This is a genomic window from Streptomyces sp. SLBN-31 (assembly GCF_006715395.1).
In the GTDB taxonomy this organism is placed as follows: Bacteria; Actinomycetota; Actinomycetes; order Streptomycetales; family Streptomycetaceae; genus Streptomyces.
Genome location: NZ_VFNC01000001.1, coordinates 1,951,933 through 1,967,445 on the forward strand (window position 1 = coordinate 1,951,933; position 15,513 = coordinate 1,967,445).

The 15,513-nt window shown below is 70.3% G+C and carries 12 protein-coding genes; 3 read left to right on the forward strand and 9 right to left on the reverse strand.

Annotated features, from left to right (window positions below; translation table 11 throughout):
* Position 1 precedes the first annotated feature (1 nt).
* The 6 genes from FBY22_RS08970 to FBY22_RS08995 form a co-directional block, all read right to left on the reverse strand.
* On the reverse strand, positions 2 to 508 hold the full coding sequence (locus FBY22_RS08970) for a MaoC family dehydratase (protein ID WP_059195327.1): 507 nt from the start codon (positions 506 to 508) through the stop codon (positions 2 to 4).
* A 5-nt stretch (positions 509 to 513) separates the two neighbouring features.
* Positions 514 to 1,473, reverse strand: a complete 960-nt coding sequence (locus FBY22_RS08975) for a CoA ester lyase (protein WP_142143902.1) — start codon at positions 1,471 to 1,473, stop codon at positions 514 to 516.
* Positions 1,470 to 3,518 (reverse strand): protein meaA, encoded by a 2,049-nt coding sequence (locus tag FBY22_RS08980; protein ID WP_142143904.1) that lies wholly within the window; start codon positions 3,516 to 3,518, stop codon positions 1,470 to 1,472. Before FBY22_RS08980 ends, FBY22_RS08975 begins: the two co-directional genes overlap by 4 nt.
* A 17-nt stretch (positions 3,519 to 3,535) precedes the next feature.
* Positions 3,536 to 4,879, reverse strand: a complete 1,344-nt coding sequence (gene ccrA, locus FBY22_RS08985; RefSeq protein WP_142143906.1) for a crotonyl-CoA carboxylase/reductase — start codon at positions 4,877 to 4,879, stop codon at positions 3,536 to 3,538.
* Between the two features lie 413 nt (positions 4,880 to 5,292).
* On the reverse strand, positions 5,293 to 6,108 hold the full coding sequence (locus tag FBY22_RS08990) for a TetR family transcriptional regulator (protein WP_260844761.1): 816 nt from the start codon (positions 6,106 to 6,108) through the stop codon (positions 5,293 to 5,295).
* A 160-nt stretch (positions 6,109 to 6,268) separates the two neighbouring features.
* Positions 6,269 to 8,074, reverse strand: a complete 1,806-nt coding sequence (locus FBY22_RS08995; protein ID WP_142143909.1) for a 3-hydroxyacyl-CoA dehydrogenase family protein — start codon at positions 8,072 to 8,074, stop codon at positions 6,269 to 6,271.
* Between the two features lie 392 nt (positions 8,075 to 8,466).
* Between FBY22_RS08995 and FBY22_RS09000 the strand changes: the two genes are divergently transcribed.
* Complete coding sequence (locus tag FBY22_RS09000; RefSeq protein ID WP_142143911.1) at positions 8,467 to 9,042, forward strand: adenylosuccinate lyase; 576 nt, start codon at positions 8,467 to 8,469, stop codon at positions 9,040 to 9,042.
* A 23-nt stretch (positions 9,043 to 9,065) separates the two neighbouring features.
* On the opposite strand, the gene FBY22_RS09005 is transcribed toward FBY22_RS09000, so the two are convergent.
* From FBY22_RS09005 to FBY22_RS09015, 3 genes are all read right to left on the reverse strand, one after another.
* Complete coding sequence (locus FBY22_RS09005; protein ID WP_142143913.1) at positions 9,066 to 9,464, reverse strand: RidA family protein; 399 nt, start codon at positions 9,462 to 9,464, stop codon at positions 9,066 to 9,068.
* Positions 9,465 to 9,522: 58 nt separating this feature from the next.
* Positions 9,523 to 11,097, reverse strand: a complete 1,575-nt coding sequence (locus FBY22_RS09010; protein WP_142143915.1) for an alpha/beta hydrolase — start codon at positions 11,095 to 11,097, stop codon at positions 9,523 to 9,525.
* A 135-nt stretch (positions 11,098 to 11,232) separates the two neighbouring features.
* Positions 11,233 to 12,276 (reverse strand): Rv2578c family radical SAM protein, encoded by a 1,044-nt coding sequence (locus FBY22_RS09015; protein ID WP_142143916.1) that lies wholly within the window; start codon positions 12,274 to 12,276, stop codon positions 11,233 to 11,235.
* Between the two features lie 190 nt (positions 12,277 to 12,466).
* Between FBY22_RS09015 and FBY22_RS09020 the strand changes: the two genes are divergently transcribed.
* Together FBY22_RS09020 and FBY22_RS09025 are read left to right on the forward strand one after the other, a co-directional pair.
* On the forward strand, positions 12,467 to 12,910 hold the full coding sequence (locus FBY22_RS09020) for an SRPBCC family protein (protein WP_142143918.1): 444 nt from the start codon (positions 12,467 to 12,469) through the stop codon (positions 12,908 to 12,910).
* Positions 12,911 to 13,078: 168 nt separating this feature from the next.
* Positions 13,079 to 15,457 (forward strand): MFS transporter, encoded by a 2,379-nt coding sequence (locus tag FBY22_RS09025; RefSeq protein WP_174267113.1) that lies wholly within the window; start codon positions 13,079 to 13,081, stop codon positions 15,455 to 15,457.
* Positions 15,458 to 15,513: the final 56 nt, after the last annotated feature.

Genomic DNA, 15,513 nt, shown 5'->3' on the forward strand with positions numbered 1-15,513 from the left:
CTCAGCCCTCCTGAAGTTCCGGGCGGCCGGGCTGCTCGCCGCCGCGCTCCTTGATGTACGTCTCGGTCGGCACCATCACCTTGCGGCGGAAGACGCAGACCAGCGTGCCGTCCTGCTTGTAGCCCTTGGTCTCGACGTAGACGATGCCGCGGTCGTTCTTCGACTTGGACGGCCACTTGTCGAGCACGGTCGTCTGGCCGTAGATCGTGTCGCCGTGGAAGGTCGGCGCCACGTGCTTGAGCGACTCGATCTCCAGGTTGGCGATCGCCTTGCCGGAGATGTCCGGCACGCTCATGCCGAGCAGGAGGGAGTAGATGTAGTTGCCCACGACGACGTTCTTGCCGAAGTCCGTCGTCTTCTCCGCATAGTTGGTGTCCATGTGGAGCGGGTGGTGGTTCATGGTGAGGAGGCAGAACAGGTGGTCGTCGTACTCCGTGACCGTCTTGCCCGGCCAGTGCTTGTACGTCGCCCCGACCTCGAACTCCTCGTAGGTGCGTCCGAACTGCATCGCGCTCAGGCCTCCGGGATCTCGAACTTCGACGTACGGGTCATCCCCGCCGCGCGGCCCTTGCCCGAGATGACCAGCGCCATCTTGCGGCTGGCCTCGTCGATCATCTCGTCGCCGAGCATCGCCGAGCCCTTCTTGCCGCCCGCCTCGGACGTGTAGTAGTCGTACGCGTCCAGGATCAGCTCGGCGTGGTCGTAGTCCTCCTGGGAGGGCGAGAAGATCTCGTTGGACGCCTCGACCTGGCCCGGGTGCAGCACCCACTTGCCGTCGAAGCCGAGCGCGGCGGCGCGCCGGGCGACCTCGCGGTAGCCGTCGATGTTGCGGATCTGCAGGTAGGGACCGTCGATCGCCTGGAGGTTGTTGGCGCGGGCGGCCATCAGGATCTTCATCAGGATGTAGTGATAGGCGTCCGCCGGGTAGCCGGGCGGCTGCTCGCCCACGACCAGCGACTTCATGTTGATGGAGGCCATGAAGTCGGCCGGGCCGAAGATGATCGTCTCGACGCGCTGGGAGGCCTGCGCGATCTCGTTGACGTTGTTCAGGCCCTGCGCGTTCTCGATCTGCGCCTCGATGCCGATCTTGCCGACCTCGAAGCCCATGGTCTTCTCGATCTGCGTCAGCAGCAGGTCCAGCGCCACGATCTGCTGGGCGTCCTGCACCTTCGGCAACATGATGCAGTCGAGGTTCTGGCCGGCGCCCTCGACGACCGTGACGACGTCGCGGTACGTCCACTCGGTCGTCCAGTCGTTGACCCGCACGACCCTCGTCTTGCCGGTCCAGTCACCTTCGTTGAGGAACTTGACGATGGTGTGCCGCGCCTCGGGCTTGGCGAGCGGCGCGCACGCGTCCTCCAGGTCGAGGAAGACCTGGTCGGCGGGGAGACCCTGGGCCTTCTCCAGGAAGCGGGGGTTCGAGCCCGGCACGGCCAGGCAGGAGCGCCGCGGGCGGAGACGGTTGACGGTCATGCGGGGACCTCCAGGGGGTCGAGCTTGTTCGCTTTCCGGATCTCGTCGACGATGCGGCCGATGATCCCGGTGATGTCGAAGTCCTTCGGGGTGAAGACGGCGGCCACTCCGGCGGCCCTGAGCTGCTCGGCATCTCCATTGGGGATGATCCCACCGGCGATGACGGGTATATCTGTGGCACCGGCCACACGCAGCCGTTCCAGGACGTCCGGCACCAGCTGGGCGTGCGAGCCGGAGAGGATGGACAGGCCGACCGCGTGCACGTCCTCGGCGAGGGCGGCGTCCACGATCTCCTCGGGCGTGAGGCGGATGCCCTGGTAGACCACCTCGAAGCCGGCGTCGCGCGCCCGCACGGCGATCTGCTCGGCGCCGTTGGAGTGCCCGTCCAGGCCGGGCTTGCCGACCAGGAAGCGCAGCTTGCCGACACCGAGGTCGCGGGCGGTGGCGTCGACCTTGCGCCGCACCTCGCTCAGCGCAGAGCCCGCCTCGGCGGTCACCGCGACCGGCGCGGAGGAGACTCCCGTCGGTGCCCGGAACTCGCCGAACACCTCGCGCAGGGCCCCGGCCCACTCGCCGGTCGTGACACCGGCGCGGGCGCACTCCAGGGTGGCCTCCATGAGGTTGTCGGTGCCCTTGGCGGCCTCCTTCAGCCTCTCCAGCGCCTTGCAGGGGCGTGGGTAGTTGAAGGGCGGCTGGTAGCGGGTGTCGCGCCAGTGCTGCAGGCCCGCGATCACCCGTGCCTCGACGGCCGGGTCGACCGTCTGGATGGCCGTGTCGAGATCGGCCGTCAGCGGGTTCGGCTCGGTCGTCTCGAAGATGTTGACGCCGACGATCTTCTCCTGCCCGGACTCGATGCGGGCACGCCGCTCGGCGTGCGAGGAGACGAGCTGGGCCTTGAGGTAGCCGGACTCGACGGCGGCCATCGCGCCGCCCATCTCCTGGATCCGCTCGATCTCGGCGAGGGAGTCCTCGACGAGCTGGGCGACCTTGGCCTCGATCACCTTCGAGCCCTCGAAGATGTCCTCGTACTCCAGCAGGTCGCTCTCGTGGGCGAGCACCTGCTGGATGCGCAGCGACCACTGCTGGTCCCAGGGGCGGGGGAGGCCGAGGGCCTCGTTCCAGGCCGGGAGCTGCACGGCACGCGCGCGTGCGTCCTTGGAGAGGGTCACGGCCAGCATCTCCAGCACGATCCGCTGGACGTTGTTCTCCGGCTGCGCCTCGGTCAGACCGAGGGAGTTGACCTGGACGCCGTAGCGGAAGCGGCGCTGCTTGGGGTTCTCGATGCCGTACCGCTCCAGCGTGATCTTCTCCCAGATCCGCCCGAACGCCCGCATCTTGCACATCTCCTCGATGAAGCGGACGCCCGCGTTCACGAAGAAGGAGATGCGGGCGACGACGTCCCCGAACTTCTCCTCGGGGACCTGTCCGGAGTCGCGCACGGCGTCGAGGACCGCGATCGCGGTGGACATCGCGTACGCGATCTCCTGGACCGGCGTGGCGCCCGCCTCCTGCAGGTGGTAGCTGCAGATGTTGATCGGGTTCCACTTCGGCATGTGGGAGACCGTGTACGCGATCATGTCCGTCGTCAGGCGGAGCGAGGGGCCCGGCGGGAAGACATGCGTCCCGCGGGACAGGTACTCCTTGACGATGTCGTTCTGGGTCGTGCCCTGGAGCCTGGTGACGTCCGCACCCTGCTCCTCGGCGACGACCTGGTAGAGCGCCAGCAGCCACATGGCGGTGGCGTTGATCGTCATCGAGGTGTTCATCTGCTCCAGGGGGATGTCCTGGAACAGCCGGCGCATGTCACCGAGGTGCGCGATCGGTACGCCGACCCGGCCGACCTCGCCGCGGGCGAGGATGTGGTCGGAGTCGTAGCCGGTCTGCGTCGGCAGGTCGAACGCCACCGACAGACCGGTCTGGCCCTTGGCGAGGTTGCGCCGGTACAGCTCGTTGGACGCCTCGGCCGTGGAGTGGCCGGCGTACGTGCGCATGAGCCACGGCCGGTCCTTCTCCCTCGCCGCTTCGGCATTCTGACGCTCAGTCATCTATGACCCCGGGTGTCTCAGATGTTGCGGAAGCGGTTGATGGCGTCGATGTGCTTGGCGCGCATCTCCTCGTCGCGCACGCCGAGGCCCTCCTCGGGGGCGAGGCACAGCACGCCGACCTTGCCCTGGTGGAGGTTGCGGTGCACGTCGTACGCGGCCTGCCCGGTCTCCTCCAGGGAGTAGGTCTTCGACAGCGTCGGGTGGATCTTGCCCTTCGCGATCAGCCGGTTGGCCTCCCAGGCCTCTCGGTAGTTGGCGAAGTGCGAGCCGATGATCCGCTTCAGCGACATCCACAGGTAGCGGTTGTCGTACTCGTGCATGTAGCCGGAGGTCGAGGCGCAGGTGGTGATGGTGCCGCCCTTGCGGGTGACGAAGACGCTCGCGCCGAAGGTCTCGCGGCCGGGGTGCTCGAAGACGATGTCGATGTCCTCGCCGCCGGTGAGCTCACGGATGCGCTTGCCGAAGCGCTTCCACTCCTTGGGGTCCTGGGTGTGCTCGTCCTTCCAGAACTTGTAGCCCTCGGCGTTGCGGTCGATGATCGCCTCGGCGCCCATCGAGCGGCAGATGTCCGCCTTCTGGTCGCTGGAGACGACACAGATCGGGTTGGCGCCGCCGGCCAGCGCGAACTGGGTGGCGTAGGAGCCGAGTCCGCCGCTGGCGCCCCAGATCAGGACGTTGTCGCCCTGCTTCATGCCGGCGCCGTTGCGGGAGACCAGCTGCCGGTAGGCGGTGGAGTTGACCAGGCCGGGGGCGGCGGCCTCCTCCCACGACAGGTGACCGGGCTTCGGCATCAGCTGGTTGGACTTGACGAGCGCGATCTCGGCGAGGCCGCCGAAGTTCGTCTCGAAGCCCCAGATGCGCTGCTCGGGGTCGAGCATCGTGTCGTTGTGACCGTCGGAGGACTCCAGCTCGACGGAGAGACAGTGCGCGACGACCTCGTCACCGGGCTTCCAGGAGTTCACGCCCGGGCCGGTGCGCAGGACGACGCCCGCGAGGTCGGAGCCGATGATGTGGTACGGCAGGTCGTGGCGCTTGGCCAGCTCGCTGGTGCGGCCGTAGCGCTCCAGGAACCCGAAGGTGGACAGCGGCTCGAAGATCGAGGTCCACACGGAGTTGTAGTTGACCGAGGAGGCCATGACGGCCACCAGGGCCTCGCCCGGGCCGAGTTCGGGCAGCGGCACCTCGTCGAGGTGCAGCGACTTGCGGGGGTCCTTCTCGCGGGTCGCCATGCCCGCGAACATCTCCGTCTCGTCCTTGTGCACGGTCATCGCGCGGTACGACTCGGGGAGCGGCAGAGCGGCGAAGTCGGCCGACGTCGAGTCGGTCGACTGGATCGCGTCCAGGATGTCCTTCACGGTCACGGTGTTGCCTCCGGCGAATGGCGTCTTGAGGGGAGACGCTGAGGGTCACGTCGGTGTGCTGCTGAGGGTTTTATGAAGGTGCCGTCGGTTCGGCGGTCGTGCTGTTCGGCAGCGCTTTGTGGCGCGGGAGGGTGCCTGTGACGCAGGCGTCCGGGCGCGCAAGCCATGGGCTTGAGGGGACAGCCGACGTGCGCATGGTCTCTGCACGCCGGCCGCCCGGACTCCTTCAAGGTATGACACCGCGTGTCACGTGACAAGGCACTGAGTGCCAGGACTTGCTCTCAGGTGAAATCTTTACGTAACAAATGAGCGATGATCGATCGAATCGCCTCTGAAATCCGCGTGAAAAGGGGCGCTGACATGGCAAAACGGCCACCCCGAGGGGTGGCCGTCATCACAGGTCGATCTGCCGCTCAGCGCTCCTTGAGGGCCTGCTCGATGGTGCGCATGACCTCGTCCAGCGGCGCGTCGGTACGCGCCACCGCCACCAGGACCTCGCCCTGGGCGGACACCGAGGCGGGGGAGGCGGCCGCCTTCGGCGCGCCCGACCGGCCGGCCCCGATGCCGGTCCCGAACGTCTTGCGCACGATCGCGAAGGCGTGGTCGAGCTGCGCCTCCACGTCCCCCTGCCCGCCGGCCCGCAACCAGCGCCGCAGCACGTGGTTGTGGGCCGTGACCACCGCCGACGCGGCGACCTCCGCCAGCAGCGGGTCGTCGTTGGCGTCGTCGTCGTGCGCGTGCTCGTCGAAATGACCCAGGAGGTAGCGGGTGAAGAGGCGCTCGTAGCGGGCCACCGACGCGATCTCCGCCTCGCGCAGGGTGGGCACCTCGCGCGTCAGCTTGTAGCGGGCGACCGAGATCTCCGGCCGGGCCGCGTACATCCGCATGACTTCCTTGATGCCGCGGCACACCGTGTCCAGGGGGTGCTCGTGCGCGGGAGCCGCGTTCAGCACCGCCTCGGCCCGGATCAGGGTGTCGTCGTGGTCGGGGAAGATCGCCTCTTCCTTGGAGCGGAAGTGACGGAAGAAGGTGCGGCGGGCGACCCCGGCCGCGGCCGCGATCTCGTCGACGGTGGTCGCCTCGTACCCCTTGGTCGCGAACAGCTCCATGGCCGCGGCCGCCAGTTCTCGGCGCATCTTGAGCCGCTGGGCGGCGGCACGGCTGCCTGCGGCACTCTCCGGCGCGTCGGGCGTAGCTGGTGTACGTGAGGACTTGGCGGGCTGGGACATGACCCGAACGTACTGCATGTGCGCAGCTTGGCGCGCATGTACCGGGGTTCCCCCGCCCGCCGCGGGCGGGGGAGTGCCGGGTCCGGCGGACGCGGGGTGGCCGCCCGGTTCGAGCAGTCCGCCCCAGTCCTTCTCGCCTCTGAACCAGTCGCCGACGCCGTCAGCGCCGGGCATACTCACGGAAGCCACGGCCGGTCTTGCGGCCCAGGCAGCCCGCGGCCACCAGGTGCTCCAGGAGCGGGGCCGGCGCGAGGCCCGGGTCGCGGAACTCGCGGTGCAGGACCTTCTCGATGGCCAGGGAGACGTCGAGGCCGACGACGTCCAGCAGCTCGAAGGGGCCCATCGGGTAGCCGCCGCCCAGCTTCATCGCGGCGTCGATGTCGTCAAGGGACGCGTAGTGCTCCTGCACCATCTTGATCGCGTTGTTGAGGTACGGAAAGAGCAGCGCGTTCACGATGAAGCCGGCCCGGTCGCCGCAGTCGACGGCATGCTTCCTGATCTTGACGCAGACCTCGCGGACCGTCGAGTGGACGTCCTCGGCCGTCAGCACCGTACGCACGACCTCGACGAGCTTCATCGCCGGTGCCGGGTTGAAGAAGTGCATGCCGATCACGTCCTGCGGGCGCGAGGTGGCGCGGGCGCAGGCGACGACGGGCAGCGAGGAGGTCGTGGTGGCCAGGACCGCGCCGGGCTTGCAGACCTTGTCCAGCGCCTGGAACAGCTGCTGCTTGACCTCCAGGTCCTCGGCGACCGCCTCGACGGCCAGGTCGACGTCCGCGAAGGCCTCGTACGAGCCGGCCGGGGTGATCCGCTCCAGGGTCTGTGCGGCGGCCTCGGCCGTCATCCGCCCCTTGTCGACCGAACGCGAGAGGGACTTGCCGATACGGGCCTTGGCGGCCTGCGCCTTCTCCTCGCTGCGGGCGGCCAGGACGACGTCGTAGCCGGCCTTGGCGAAGACCTCGGCGATGCCGGACGCCATGGTGCCGGAGCCGGCGACGCCGACGGAGCGGACCGGACGGCCGGGCACCGTCAGGTCACCGGAGGCCGGCGTCAGCGTGTCCGGGATGACCGTCGCGCTGCCGGGAGCCTCGTAACTGTAGAAGCCGCGGCCCGACTTGCGGCCCGTCAGACCGGCCTCGCTGAGCTGCTTGAGGATCGGCGCGGGTGCGTGCAGCCGGTCGTGGGACTCGGCGTACATGGCCTCGAGGACCGTGCGCGCGGTGTCGATGCCGATCAGGTCGAGCAGGGCGAGCGGGCCCATCGGCAGACCGCAGCCCAGCCGCATCGCGGCGTCGATGTCCTCCCGGGAGGCGTACTTCGCCTCGTACATCGCGGCGGCCTGGTTGAGGTAGCCGAACAGCAGCCCGTCGGCGACGAATCCGGGCCGGTCGCCGACCGCGACGGGCTCCTTGCCGAGGTCGAGGGCGAGGTCGGTGACGGCCGCGACGGCGGTGGGCGCGGTCAGGACCGAGGAGACGACCTCGACCAGCTTCATCGCGGGCGCCGGATTGAAGAAGTGCAGGCCGAGCACGCGCTCCGGGCGGGCCGAGTCGGCGGCCAGACGGGTCACGGACAGGGCGTTGGTGCCGGTCGCCAGGATCGTCTCCGGGCGCACGATCCCGTCGAGCTCACGGAAGATCTGGTGCTTGATCTCGTACGACTCCGGCGCCACCTCGATGACCAGGTCGGCGTCGGCCGCCGCACGCAGATCGGTGGAGGTGCGCACACGGGCGAGGACGTCGGCGCGTTCCTGCTCGCTCAGCCGCCCCTTCTCCACGGCGCGGGCGGTGGCGGCCTCCAGGGCGGTGACCGCCTTGGTGGCGGCGGCCTCGCTGATGTCGATGCCGACGACCTCGCGGCCGGCCTTGGCGAGGACCTCGGCGATACCGGTGCCCATGGTGCCGAGACCGACGACGGCAACGGTCCGGAGCGGGGACTGAGGGGGCTGGGACAGGGGAGTGGCCATCGCGGACTCCAGGAATGAGGGTGACGACTGGGAGCGCCCCCGGGTGCGCCAGGGGGGCCCGGCCGAAGCCGTGCCATGGCGCACCGGGTGCGTGGATGAATGCGGGTGTTGCCGGGCTGCGAGCGCACACGCCCGGTGCCGTCACCGAGGGCGTGCACACGCCCGGAGCGAACGGCGGGAATCCGACCGGCCCTGTCCCGGGGCCGGGTCGTGCTGCGGTACATGAGGTACCGAACCGACTGCTCTCACGACGGCTGCGTCACCAGGCCGCCGCAAGGGGGTGCGAGTGGTAACTCGCTCGTCTGAGCTTAACCGGTGGGTAACGAGCGCGCCAGACCTCGTGTTTGTGATGTGCGTCCCGAGCGGTCGGCGGCCCCTCTAATCTCGGTGCCATGGACGAAGAGTTGCGATCACTCACGGAGCGTTTACGGCAGGAGTCCGGAGGGTCCGTCGCGTACGACCGGCTGGTGGCGACCGACGACCTCGACGAGCTGGCCGGCGTCCTCACCGAGCCGGGGCAGCCGCTGTGGGCCAGGGAGCTGGCCGGGTTCCGGCTGGGCGTCGCCGGCGACCGGCGTGCCTTCGAGTCCCTCGTCCTGCTGCTGAACCACCGTGACCCGCAGCGCTGCGCCTCCGCCGCCTACGCCCTCGCCCGGCTCGGCGACCCCCGCACGGCACGCGCCGCGGCCGCCCTCGCCACCAACGAACTCCGTGTCGCCTACGCCCTGCACCCGGTCCGCCTGCTGACGCGGCTGCGTGCCCCGGAGTCCGTACCGGCACTGATCACGACGCTGCAGCGCAGGCTGCGCCCGCACGATCCCTACCGCCGGGTCGCCCTCGCCTGCGTGGAGGGGCTCGGCACGCTCGAGGACGCCCGGGCCCGGCCGGTGCTCAACGACGCCCTGGCGCATCCGGCCCTCGCGGAGGCGGCGGTGCGGGCGCTGGCGCGGATCCCGAAGCAGCGGTGACGTGGGGCCGGCCGCCCTGCCGATCACTCGGCGAGCACGGCGAGCGCCTCGACCTCCAGCAGGAACTCCGGCCGGACCAGCGCCGCGACCTGCACCGCCGAGGCCGCCGGCAGGCGGTCGTCGGGTATGTGCTCGGCGCGGGCCGCGCGGATCGCCGGCATGTGGGCCATGTCCGTGACGAAATAGGTGAGTTTGACGACGTCGTCGAAGGAGGCGCCGGCGGCGGCCAGACAGCGGCGGAGGTTCTCGAAGACCTGGCGGGCCTGGGCCTCGGGGTCGCCCTCGCCGAACGGCTTGCCGTCCTCGTCGACCGCGACCTGTCCGGCGACGGCGACGAGGCGGCCGGTGCCCATGACGACATGGCTGTACTGGGCGGCGGGGAAGACCCCGTCGGGGGCGGGAATCCTGGTCAGCTCACTCATGCGTCCATGGTGGACCAAGGGTCTGACAACGCCCGCCCCCGACCGGGCCGCCGGCCGGTCAGCCGCGGAAGCCCACCAGGCCGTGCAGCGCGGAACCGCGGGCCGACGGCGAGGCCGCCTTGGAGGTCGGCGGCTTGGGATCGGGCAGCTTCGGACAGGCCGCGTCGATCTCGCCGCCGCCGCGCGGCACCGTGCCGTCGGACAGGTACTTCGCGAGGTGCTTGTCCAGGCAGGTGTTGCCGCTGAGCGTGATGCCGTGGTTCCCGCCGCCCTCCTCGACGACGAGGCTCGAACCGGCCAGCATCCGGTGGACCGTCAGACCTCCCACGTACGGCGTCGCCGCGTCGTTCGTCGCCTGGAACAGCAGCACCGGCGGCAGCTTGCCGTTGGCGATGTTCACCGGGCGCGGGGAGTCCGTCGGCCAGAACGCGCACGGCGCGTTGTACCAGGCGTTGTTCCACGCCATGAAGGGGGCCTTGTCGTACACCTCCCAGTTGTCCTTGCGCCACTGGTTCCAGTCGCGCGGCCAGGCCGCGTCGCGGCACTGCACCGAGGTGTAGACGCTGTAGCCGTTGGCCCCGGAGGCGTCGACCGCGCCGAAGTTCTCGTACGCCTCCACCAGCGGATCGGTGTTCTTGTCGTTCACGTAGGCGGCGAACGCCTCGGCGAGGTAGGGCCAGTAGCCGTTGTAGTAGCCGCCGGGCATGAAGGTGTCCTCCAGTTCGGAGGCGCCCACCTTGCCGCCGGCCGGCTTCTTCGCGAGCGCCCCGCGCATCGCGTACCACTCGGCCTCGATCTTCTCCGGATCGGTGCCCAGCTTGTACGTCGAGTCGTACTTGGCGATCCAGGACATCAGGGCCCGGTGGCGGTCGTTGAACGCCTGGTCCTGTGCGAGGTTGTCGTCGTACCAGACACCCGTCGGGTCGACGATCGAGTCCAGGACCAGGCGCTTGACGCGCTGGGGGAAGAGCTTGGCGTAGACCGCGCCCAGATACGTGCCGTAGGAGTAGCCGAGGTAGCTGGTCCGCCGGTACCCGGTCGCCGCCCGGATCGCGTCCATGTCCCGCACGGTCTGGACGGTGTCGATGTACGGCAGCACGCTCGCGTACTTGCGGCCGCAGGCGGCGGCGAAGGACTTGGCGCGCTGCAGGTTGGCCCGCTCGATCACCGGTGAGCTCGGCACGGAGTCGGGGCGCACCGCGTCGAAGTGGCCCGGCTCGCAGTCGAGGGCGGGCCTGCTCCTGCCCACCCCGCGGGGGTCGAACCCGATGACGTCGTAGCGGGACGCGACCGACCTGGGGAGCGAGGACGCCACGAACCCGGCCAGGGTGAGGCCGCTGCCGCCCGGACCGCCGGGGTTGACCAGCAGCGGGCCGAGGCTCTTCCTCGTGGTGTGCTTCACCCGCGACAGGGCGAGGGTGATCTGCTTGCCGTACGGGTGCTGGTGATCGAGCGGGACCTTGAGGGACGCGCACTGGAGCGTCGGATGGTCGGTGGTGCCGCAGCTCTTCCAGGTGAGTGTCGCGGCGTGGGCGGTGTCCGCGGTGCCCGGGGCGCTCGCGTCGGCGGGGACGGCCGTGACGGTCCCGGCCACGACGGCGGCGGCGCACAGCACGGCTGCGCGTTTTCTCATGGAGTCCTCCCAGGACGGAGGGGGTCGGGCCGCGAATGTCACGGTCCTCGCCGAATCGTCCCGGACCGTGGCCCCGGAAGAACTCGTTCTGGCGATACTTGACCCGATCGGGCCGAGGGATGCGCTCGATTGCTCTCAGATCAGCGAAAGTTGGGTCGGTTCGGACACGGCGGGCTCGGCCGGCTCCGGCTGCCGGATCCGCCGGGGCATGCCCGCACGCGCGGGGCCGATCCCGTACTCCTGGGCCAGCTCGTGCACCTGACGGGTGATCCGGCGCTGGTACCACTTCGGGGCGTAGGCGCCGTCCGCGTACAGGCGCTCGTAGCGCGCCACCAGGTGCGGGTGCCGCTGGGCCAGCCAGGCCATGAACCACTCGCGGGCGCCCGGGCGCAGGTGCAGCACCAGGGGGGTGACGGAGGTGGCGCCCGAGGCCGCTATGGCCCGCACGGTGGCGCGCAGTTGGCCCGGCTGGTCGCTCAGGAACGGCAGCACCGGAGCCATCAGCACGCCGCACCCGATGCCGTGGTCCGTGAACGCCCGCACCACCTCCAGGCGGCGCTCCGGCGCGGGCGTGCCGGGCTCCACCGTGCGCCACAGCTCGGGGTCGGTGAAACCGACCGAGACCGAGATACCGACGTCCGTCACCTGGGCCGCCTGCACGATCAGGTCCAGGTCGCGCAGGATCAGCGTGCCCTTGGTCAGGATCGAGTAGGGGTTCGCATGGTCGCGCAGGGCGGAGAGGATGCCCGGCATCAGGCGGTAGCGGCCCTCGGCGCGCTGGTAGCAGTCGACGTTGGTGCCCATCGCGATGTGCTCGCCCTGCCAGCGGCGTGAGCCCAGCTGGCGGCGCAGCAGCTCCGGGGCGTTCACCTTGACCACGATCTGGGAGTCGAAGTCGAGCCCCGAGTCGAGGTCCAGATAGGTGTGCGTCTTGCGGGCGAAGCAGTACACGCACGCGTGCGAGCACCCCCGGTAGGGGTTGACCGTCCACTCGAAGGGCATCCGCGAGGCGCCCGGCACCCGGTTCAGGATCGAGCGGGCCCGCACCTCGTGGAAGGTGATCCCGCGGAACTCCGGCGTGTCGAAGGTCCTGCTCACGACCGCGTCCGCGCCGAACAGCGCGGCGTCGGCCGCCCGGCTGTGGCCGCCGGACTCCACTGTGAGGTTCTCCCAGCGCATGACGCCTCCTCGGTGCCGCTACCCCGAGAGTGAAACACGTGTTCGAATTATCGTGCAAGGCCTGTTTCTGATCGCTTCCGACGCCCTCGAGACGCCTCCGTGGCGACCTGCGCCACCCCGATTTGGGTGGTCGTGGGCGGGGGTGGTTGGCTTGCCCCAACCCCGAGAACGCAAGCCCTGGAGGAAATCGATGGCGCAGGTCGAGGCCACTACTGAGCGGGTCGTCGCGGCGGACGCGGAGAAGGTGTTCGACGCCCTCGCCGACTACAGCGGCACGCGCGCGAAGCTGCTGCCCGAGCACTTCAGCGAGTACGAGGTGCGCGAGGGCGGCGACGGCGAGGGCACCCTCGTCCACTGGAAGCTCCAGGCCACCAGCAAGCGCGTCCGCGACTGCCTCCTGGAGGTCACCGAGCCCACCGACGGGCAGCTCGTGGAGAAGGACCGCAACTCCTCCATGGTCACCACCTGGACGGTCACCCCCGCGGGCGAGGGCAGCTCCCGTGTGGTCGTCACCACCGTGTGGAACGGCGCCGGCGGCATCGGCGGCTTCTTCGAGAAGACCTTCGCGCCCAAGGGCCTCGGCCGTATCTACGACGCGGTGCTCGCGAAGCTCGCCGCCGAGGTGGAGAAGTAAGTCGGCGGTGAACGGGGGGCGTTGCCCCTCGTGGCTCCCGGCACCGGTGCTCTCACCGGTTTGAGTGGATCTCCGCTCGGCGTGCCCGCATTCCGTAACTCGCCGCGTTTGCTCGCAGTTGTCGCTTACGCGGGAATTGTGCGGCAGGCGCGACGAGGGGAGCGGTACGTGGGCGGGACCACTCTGGCGCACGAGGAGGCGGCGCCCGCGCGGACCGATGCCCCGGCACCGGCGGCGACGGCCGAACTGAGCCCGCGCCGGGTGCGGTTGGTCTTCCTCGGGCTGATGCCGGCGCTGCTGCTCGCCGCCCTGGAGCAGATGATCGTCGCCACCGCGCTGCCCCGTATCGTCGGTGAGCTGCACGGCCTCGACCGGATGTCCTGGGCGATCACCGCCTACCTGCTCACGGCCACGGTCGGACTGCCGGTCTACGGCAAGCTCGGCGACCTCCTCGGCCGCAAGGGCGTCTTCCAGTTCGCCATCGTCGTCTTCGTGATCGGAGCCGGACTCGCCGGCCGCGCGCAGTCCATGGACCAGCTGATCGCCTTCCGAGCCGTCCAGGGCGTCGGCGCGGGCGGCCTGATGACCGGCGTGCAGGCGATCATCGCGGACATCGTGCCGCCGAGGCGGCGCGGCCGCTTCATGGGACTCATCGGCGCTGCCTTCGGGCTCGCGTCGGTCGCCGGCCCTCTGCTGGGCGGCTACTTCACCGACCACCTCTCCTGGAGGTGGTGCTTCTACTTCAACGTCCCCTTCGGACTCGTCACCCTCGTCGTCGTCACCGCCGTACTCAAACTGCCGAAGCCGCGAGGCCGACGGTCCATCGACGTCACGGGCGCCCTGCTGCTGACCGCGGTCTCCACCTGCCTGGTACTGCTGACCAGTTGGGGCGGCACCGAGTACGCGTGGCGCTCGCGGACGATCCTCGGCCTGGGCGCCGGGGCCGCGGTCGCCGCCGTCCTCTTCCTCGTGGCCGAGCACTTCGCCGCCGAACCCCTCATCCCGCTCAGGCTGTTCAGGGACCCCGTCTTCGTCGTCACCGGCCTGGTCGGCCTGGTGACCGGGGTGGCGCTGTTCGGCGCGGCCGGCTACCTGCCGACGTACCTGCAGATGGTCGACGGGGCCGGCGCCACCGAGTCGGGTCTGCTCATGCTGCCCATGATGGGCGGCATCGTGGGCGCATCCGTCGTCTGCGGCCGGCTCATCAGCCACACCGGGCGTTACAAGGCCTGTCCCGTGCTCGGCAGCGCCGTCTCCTGCGTCGGCATGTGGCTGCTGTCCCGCCTCCAGGCCGACACGCCCCGGCTGCAGTACAGCCTCTGGATGACCGTCCTCGGCGCCGGCATCGGCATGGTGATGCCGGTCCTGATCCTCGCCGTGCAGAACTCCGTGCGCCCCGTGGACCTCGGCACGGCGACCAGCGCGAACAACTACTTCCGGCAGATCGGCGGCAGTGTCGGCGCCGCGGTCTTCGGCACCCTCTTCGCCGGCCGGCTCGCCGACGCGCTCGACGAACGCCTCCCCACGGGCGCGGGCGCCCGGCTCCCCGACCCGCAGTCCCTCACCCCGCAGCTCGTGCATGCGCTGCCCGCACCTCTGCGGGAGGACTACATCCGGGCGTACGCCGACGCCATGCCCCGCATCTTCCTCTATCTCGTCCCGGTGCTCGCCCTCGGTGTGCTCTTCGCCTTCTTCCTCAAGGAGAAACCACTGGTGTCCCACAACGCAGCCGAAACGGACCCGGCGACCGCGGACGCCAGGGTCCCGCGGGTCCGCTCGCCGCACATGGGCGGCATCCCCGTCTGCGGCACGGTGCAGCACTCCGACGGGACCGGTGTGGCCCGCGCGGCGCTCACCCTGATCGACGTGACCGGGCAGCAGATCGGCCGGGGCGCGAGCGGCGAGGACGGCCGGTACGCGCTGTCCACGCCCGGCACGGGCTCGTACGTGCTCATCGCCGCCGCGGGCGGCCACCAGCCCCAGGCCGTCACCGTCACCGTCGGCGAGCGCCCCGTCGAGCTGGACATCGTCCTGGGCGGCGCCGGACGCCTCGCCGGCCAGGTGCGCACCGCCGACGGGACACCCGTACCGGACGCCACGGTCACCCTCACCAACGTGCACGGCGAGGTCGTCGCCACCACCCGCAGCGGACGCGAGGGCGGTTACCTCGTCACCGAACTCGTCGCCGGCGAGTACACCCTGGCCGCCAGCGCCTACACCTACCGCCCGGTCGCGCTCCCGGTCACCGTCCAGGCCGCCCGCGAGACCCGCCAGGACATCGAACTGGCCGGCGGCGCGCTGCTGCGCGGCACCGTCCGCGCGAGCGGCGGACGGCTCGTGGAGGACGCGCGCGTGACACTGCTCGACGCGGCGGGGAACGTCGTCGACTCGCTCACCACCGGAGCGGACGGCACCTTCCGCTTCGTCGACCTGGCGACCGGCGAGTACACCGTCATCGCCTCGGGTTACCCGCCGGTCGCCACCGTGCTCCAGGTGGCCGGCGGCGGCCGTACCGAGCGCGACCTGCAGCTGGGCCACGAGGACTGACCGGGCCCCGGTGTGCGCCCCCCGCGCGCGGGCAGTCGCGCCGGGCATCAATTCGC

Excerpts from the sequence above, each read along its gene's own strand:
- FBY22_RS08970 (WP_059195327.1), bottom strand. The coding sequence starts at position 508 with ATGCAGTTCGGACGCACCTACGAGGAGTTCGAGGTCGGGGCGACGTAC.
- FBY22_RS08975 (WP_142143902.1), bottom strand. The coding sequence starts at position 1,473 with ATGACCGTCAACCGTCTCCGCCCGCGGCGCTCCTGCCTGGCCGTGCCG.
- FBY22_RS08980 (WP_142143904.1), bottom strand. The coding sequence starts at position 3,518 with ATGACTGAGCGTCAGAATGCCGAAGCGGCGAGGGAGAAGGACCGGCCG.
- FBY22_RS08990 (WP_260844761.1), bottom strand. The coding sequence starts at position 6,108 with ATGTCCCAGCCCGCCAAGTCCTCACGTACACCAGCTACGCCCGACGCG.
- FBY22_RS08995 (WP_142143909.1), bottom strand. The coding sequence starts at position 8,074 with ATGGCCACTCCCCTGTCCCAGCCCCCTCAGTCCCCGCTCCGGACCGTT.
- FBY22_RS09000 (WP_142143911.1), top strand. The coding sequence starts at position 8,467 with ATGGACGAAGAGTTGCGATCACTCACGGAGCGTTTACGGCAGGAGTCC.
- FBY22_RS09005 (WP_142143913.1), bottom strand. The coding sequence starts at position 9,464 with ATGAGTGAGCTGACCAGGATTCCCGCCCCCGACGGGGTCTTCCCCGCC.
- FBY22_RS09010 (WP_142143915.1), bottom strand. The coding sequence starts at position 11,097 with ATGAGAAAACGCGCAGCCGTGCTGTGCGCCGCCGCCGTCGTGGCCGGG.
- FBY22_RS09015 (WP_142143916.1), bottom strand. The coding sequence starts at position 12,276 with ATGCGCTGGGAGAACCTCACAGTGGAGTCCGGCGGCCACAGCCGGGCG.
- FBY22_RS09020 (WP_142143918.1), top strand. The coding sequence starts at position 12,467 with ATGGCGCAGGTCGAGGCCACTACTGAGCGGGTCGTCGCGGCGGACGCG.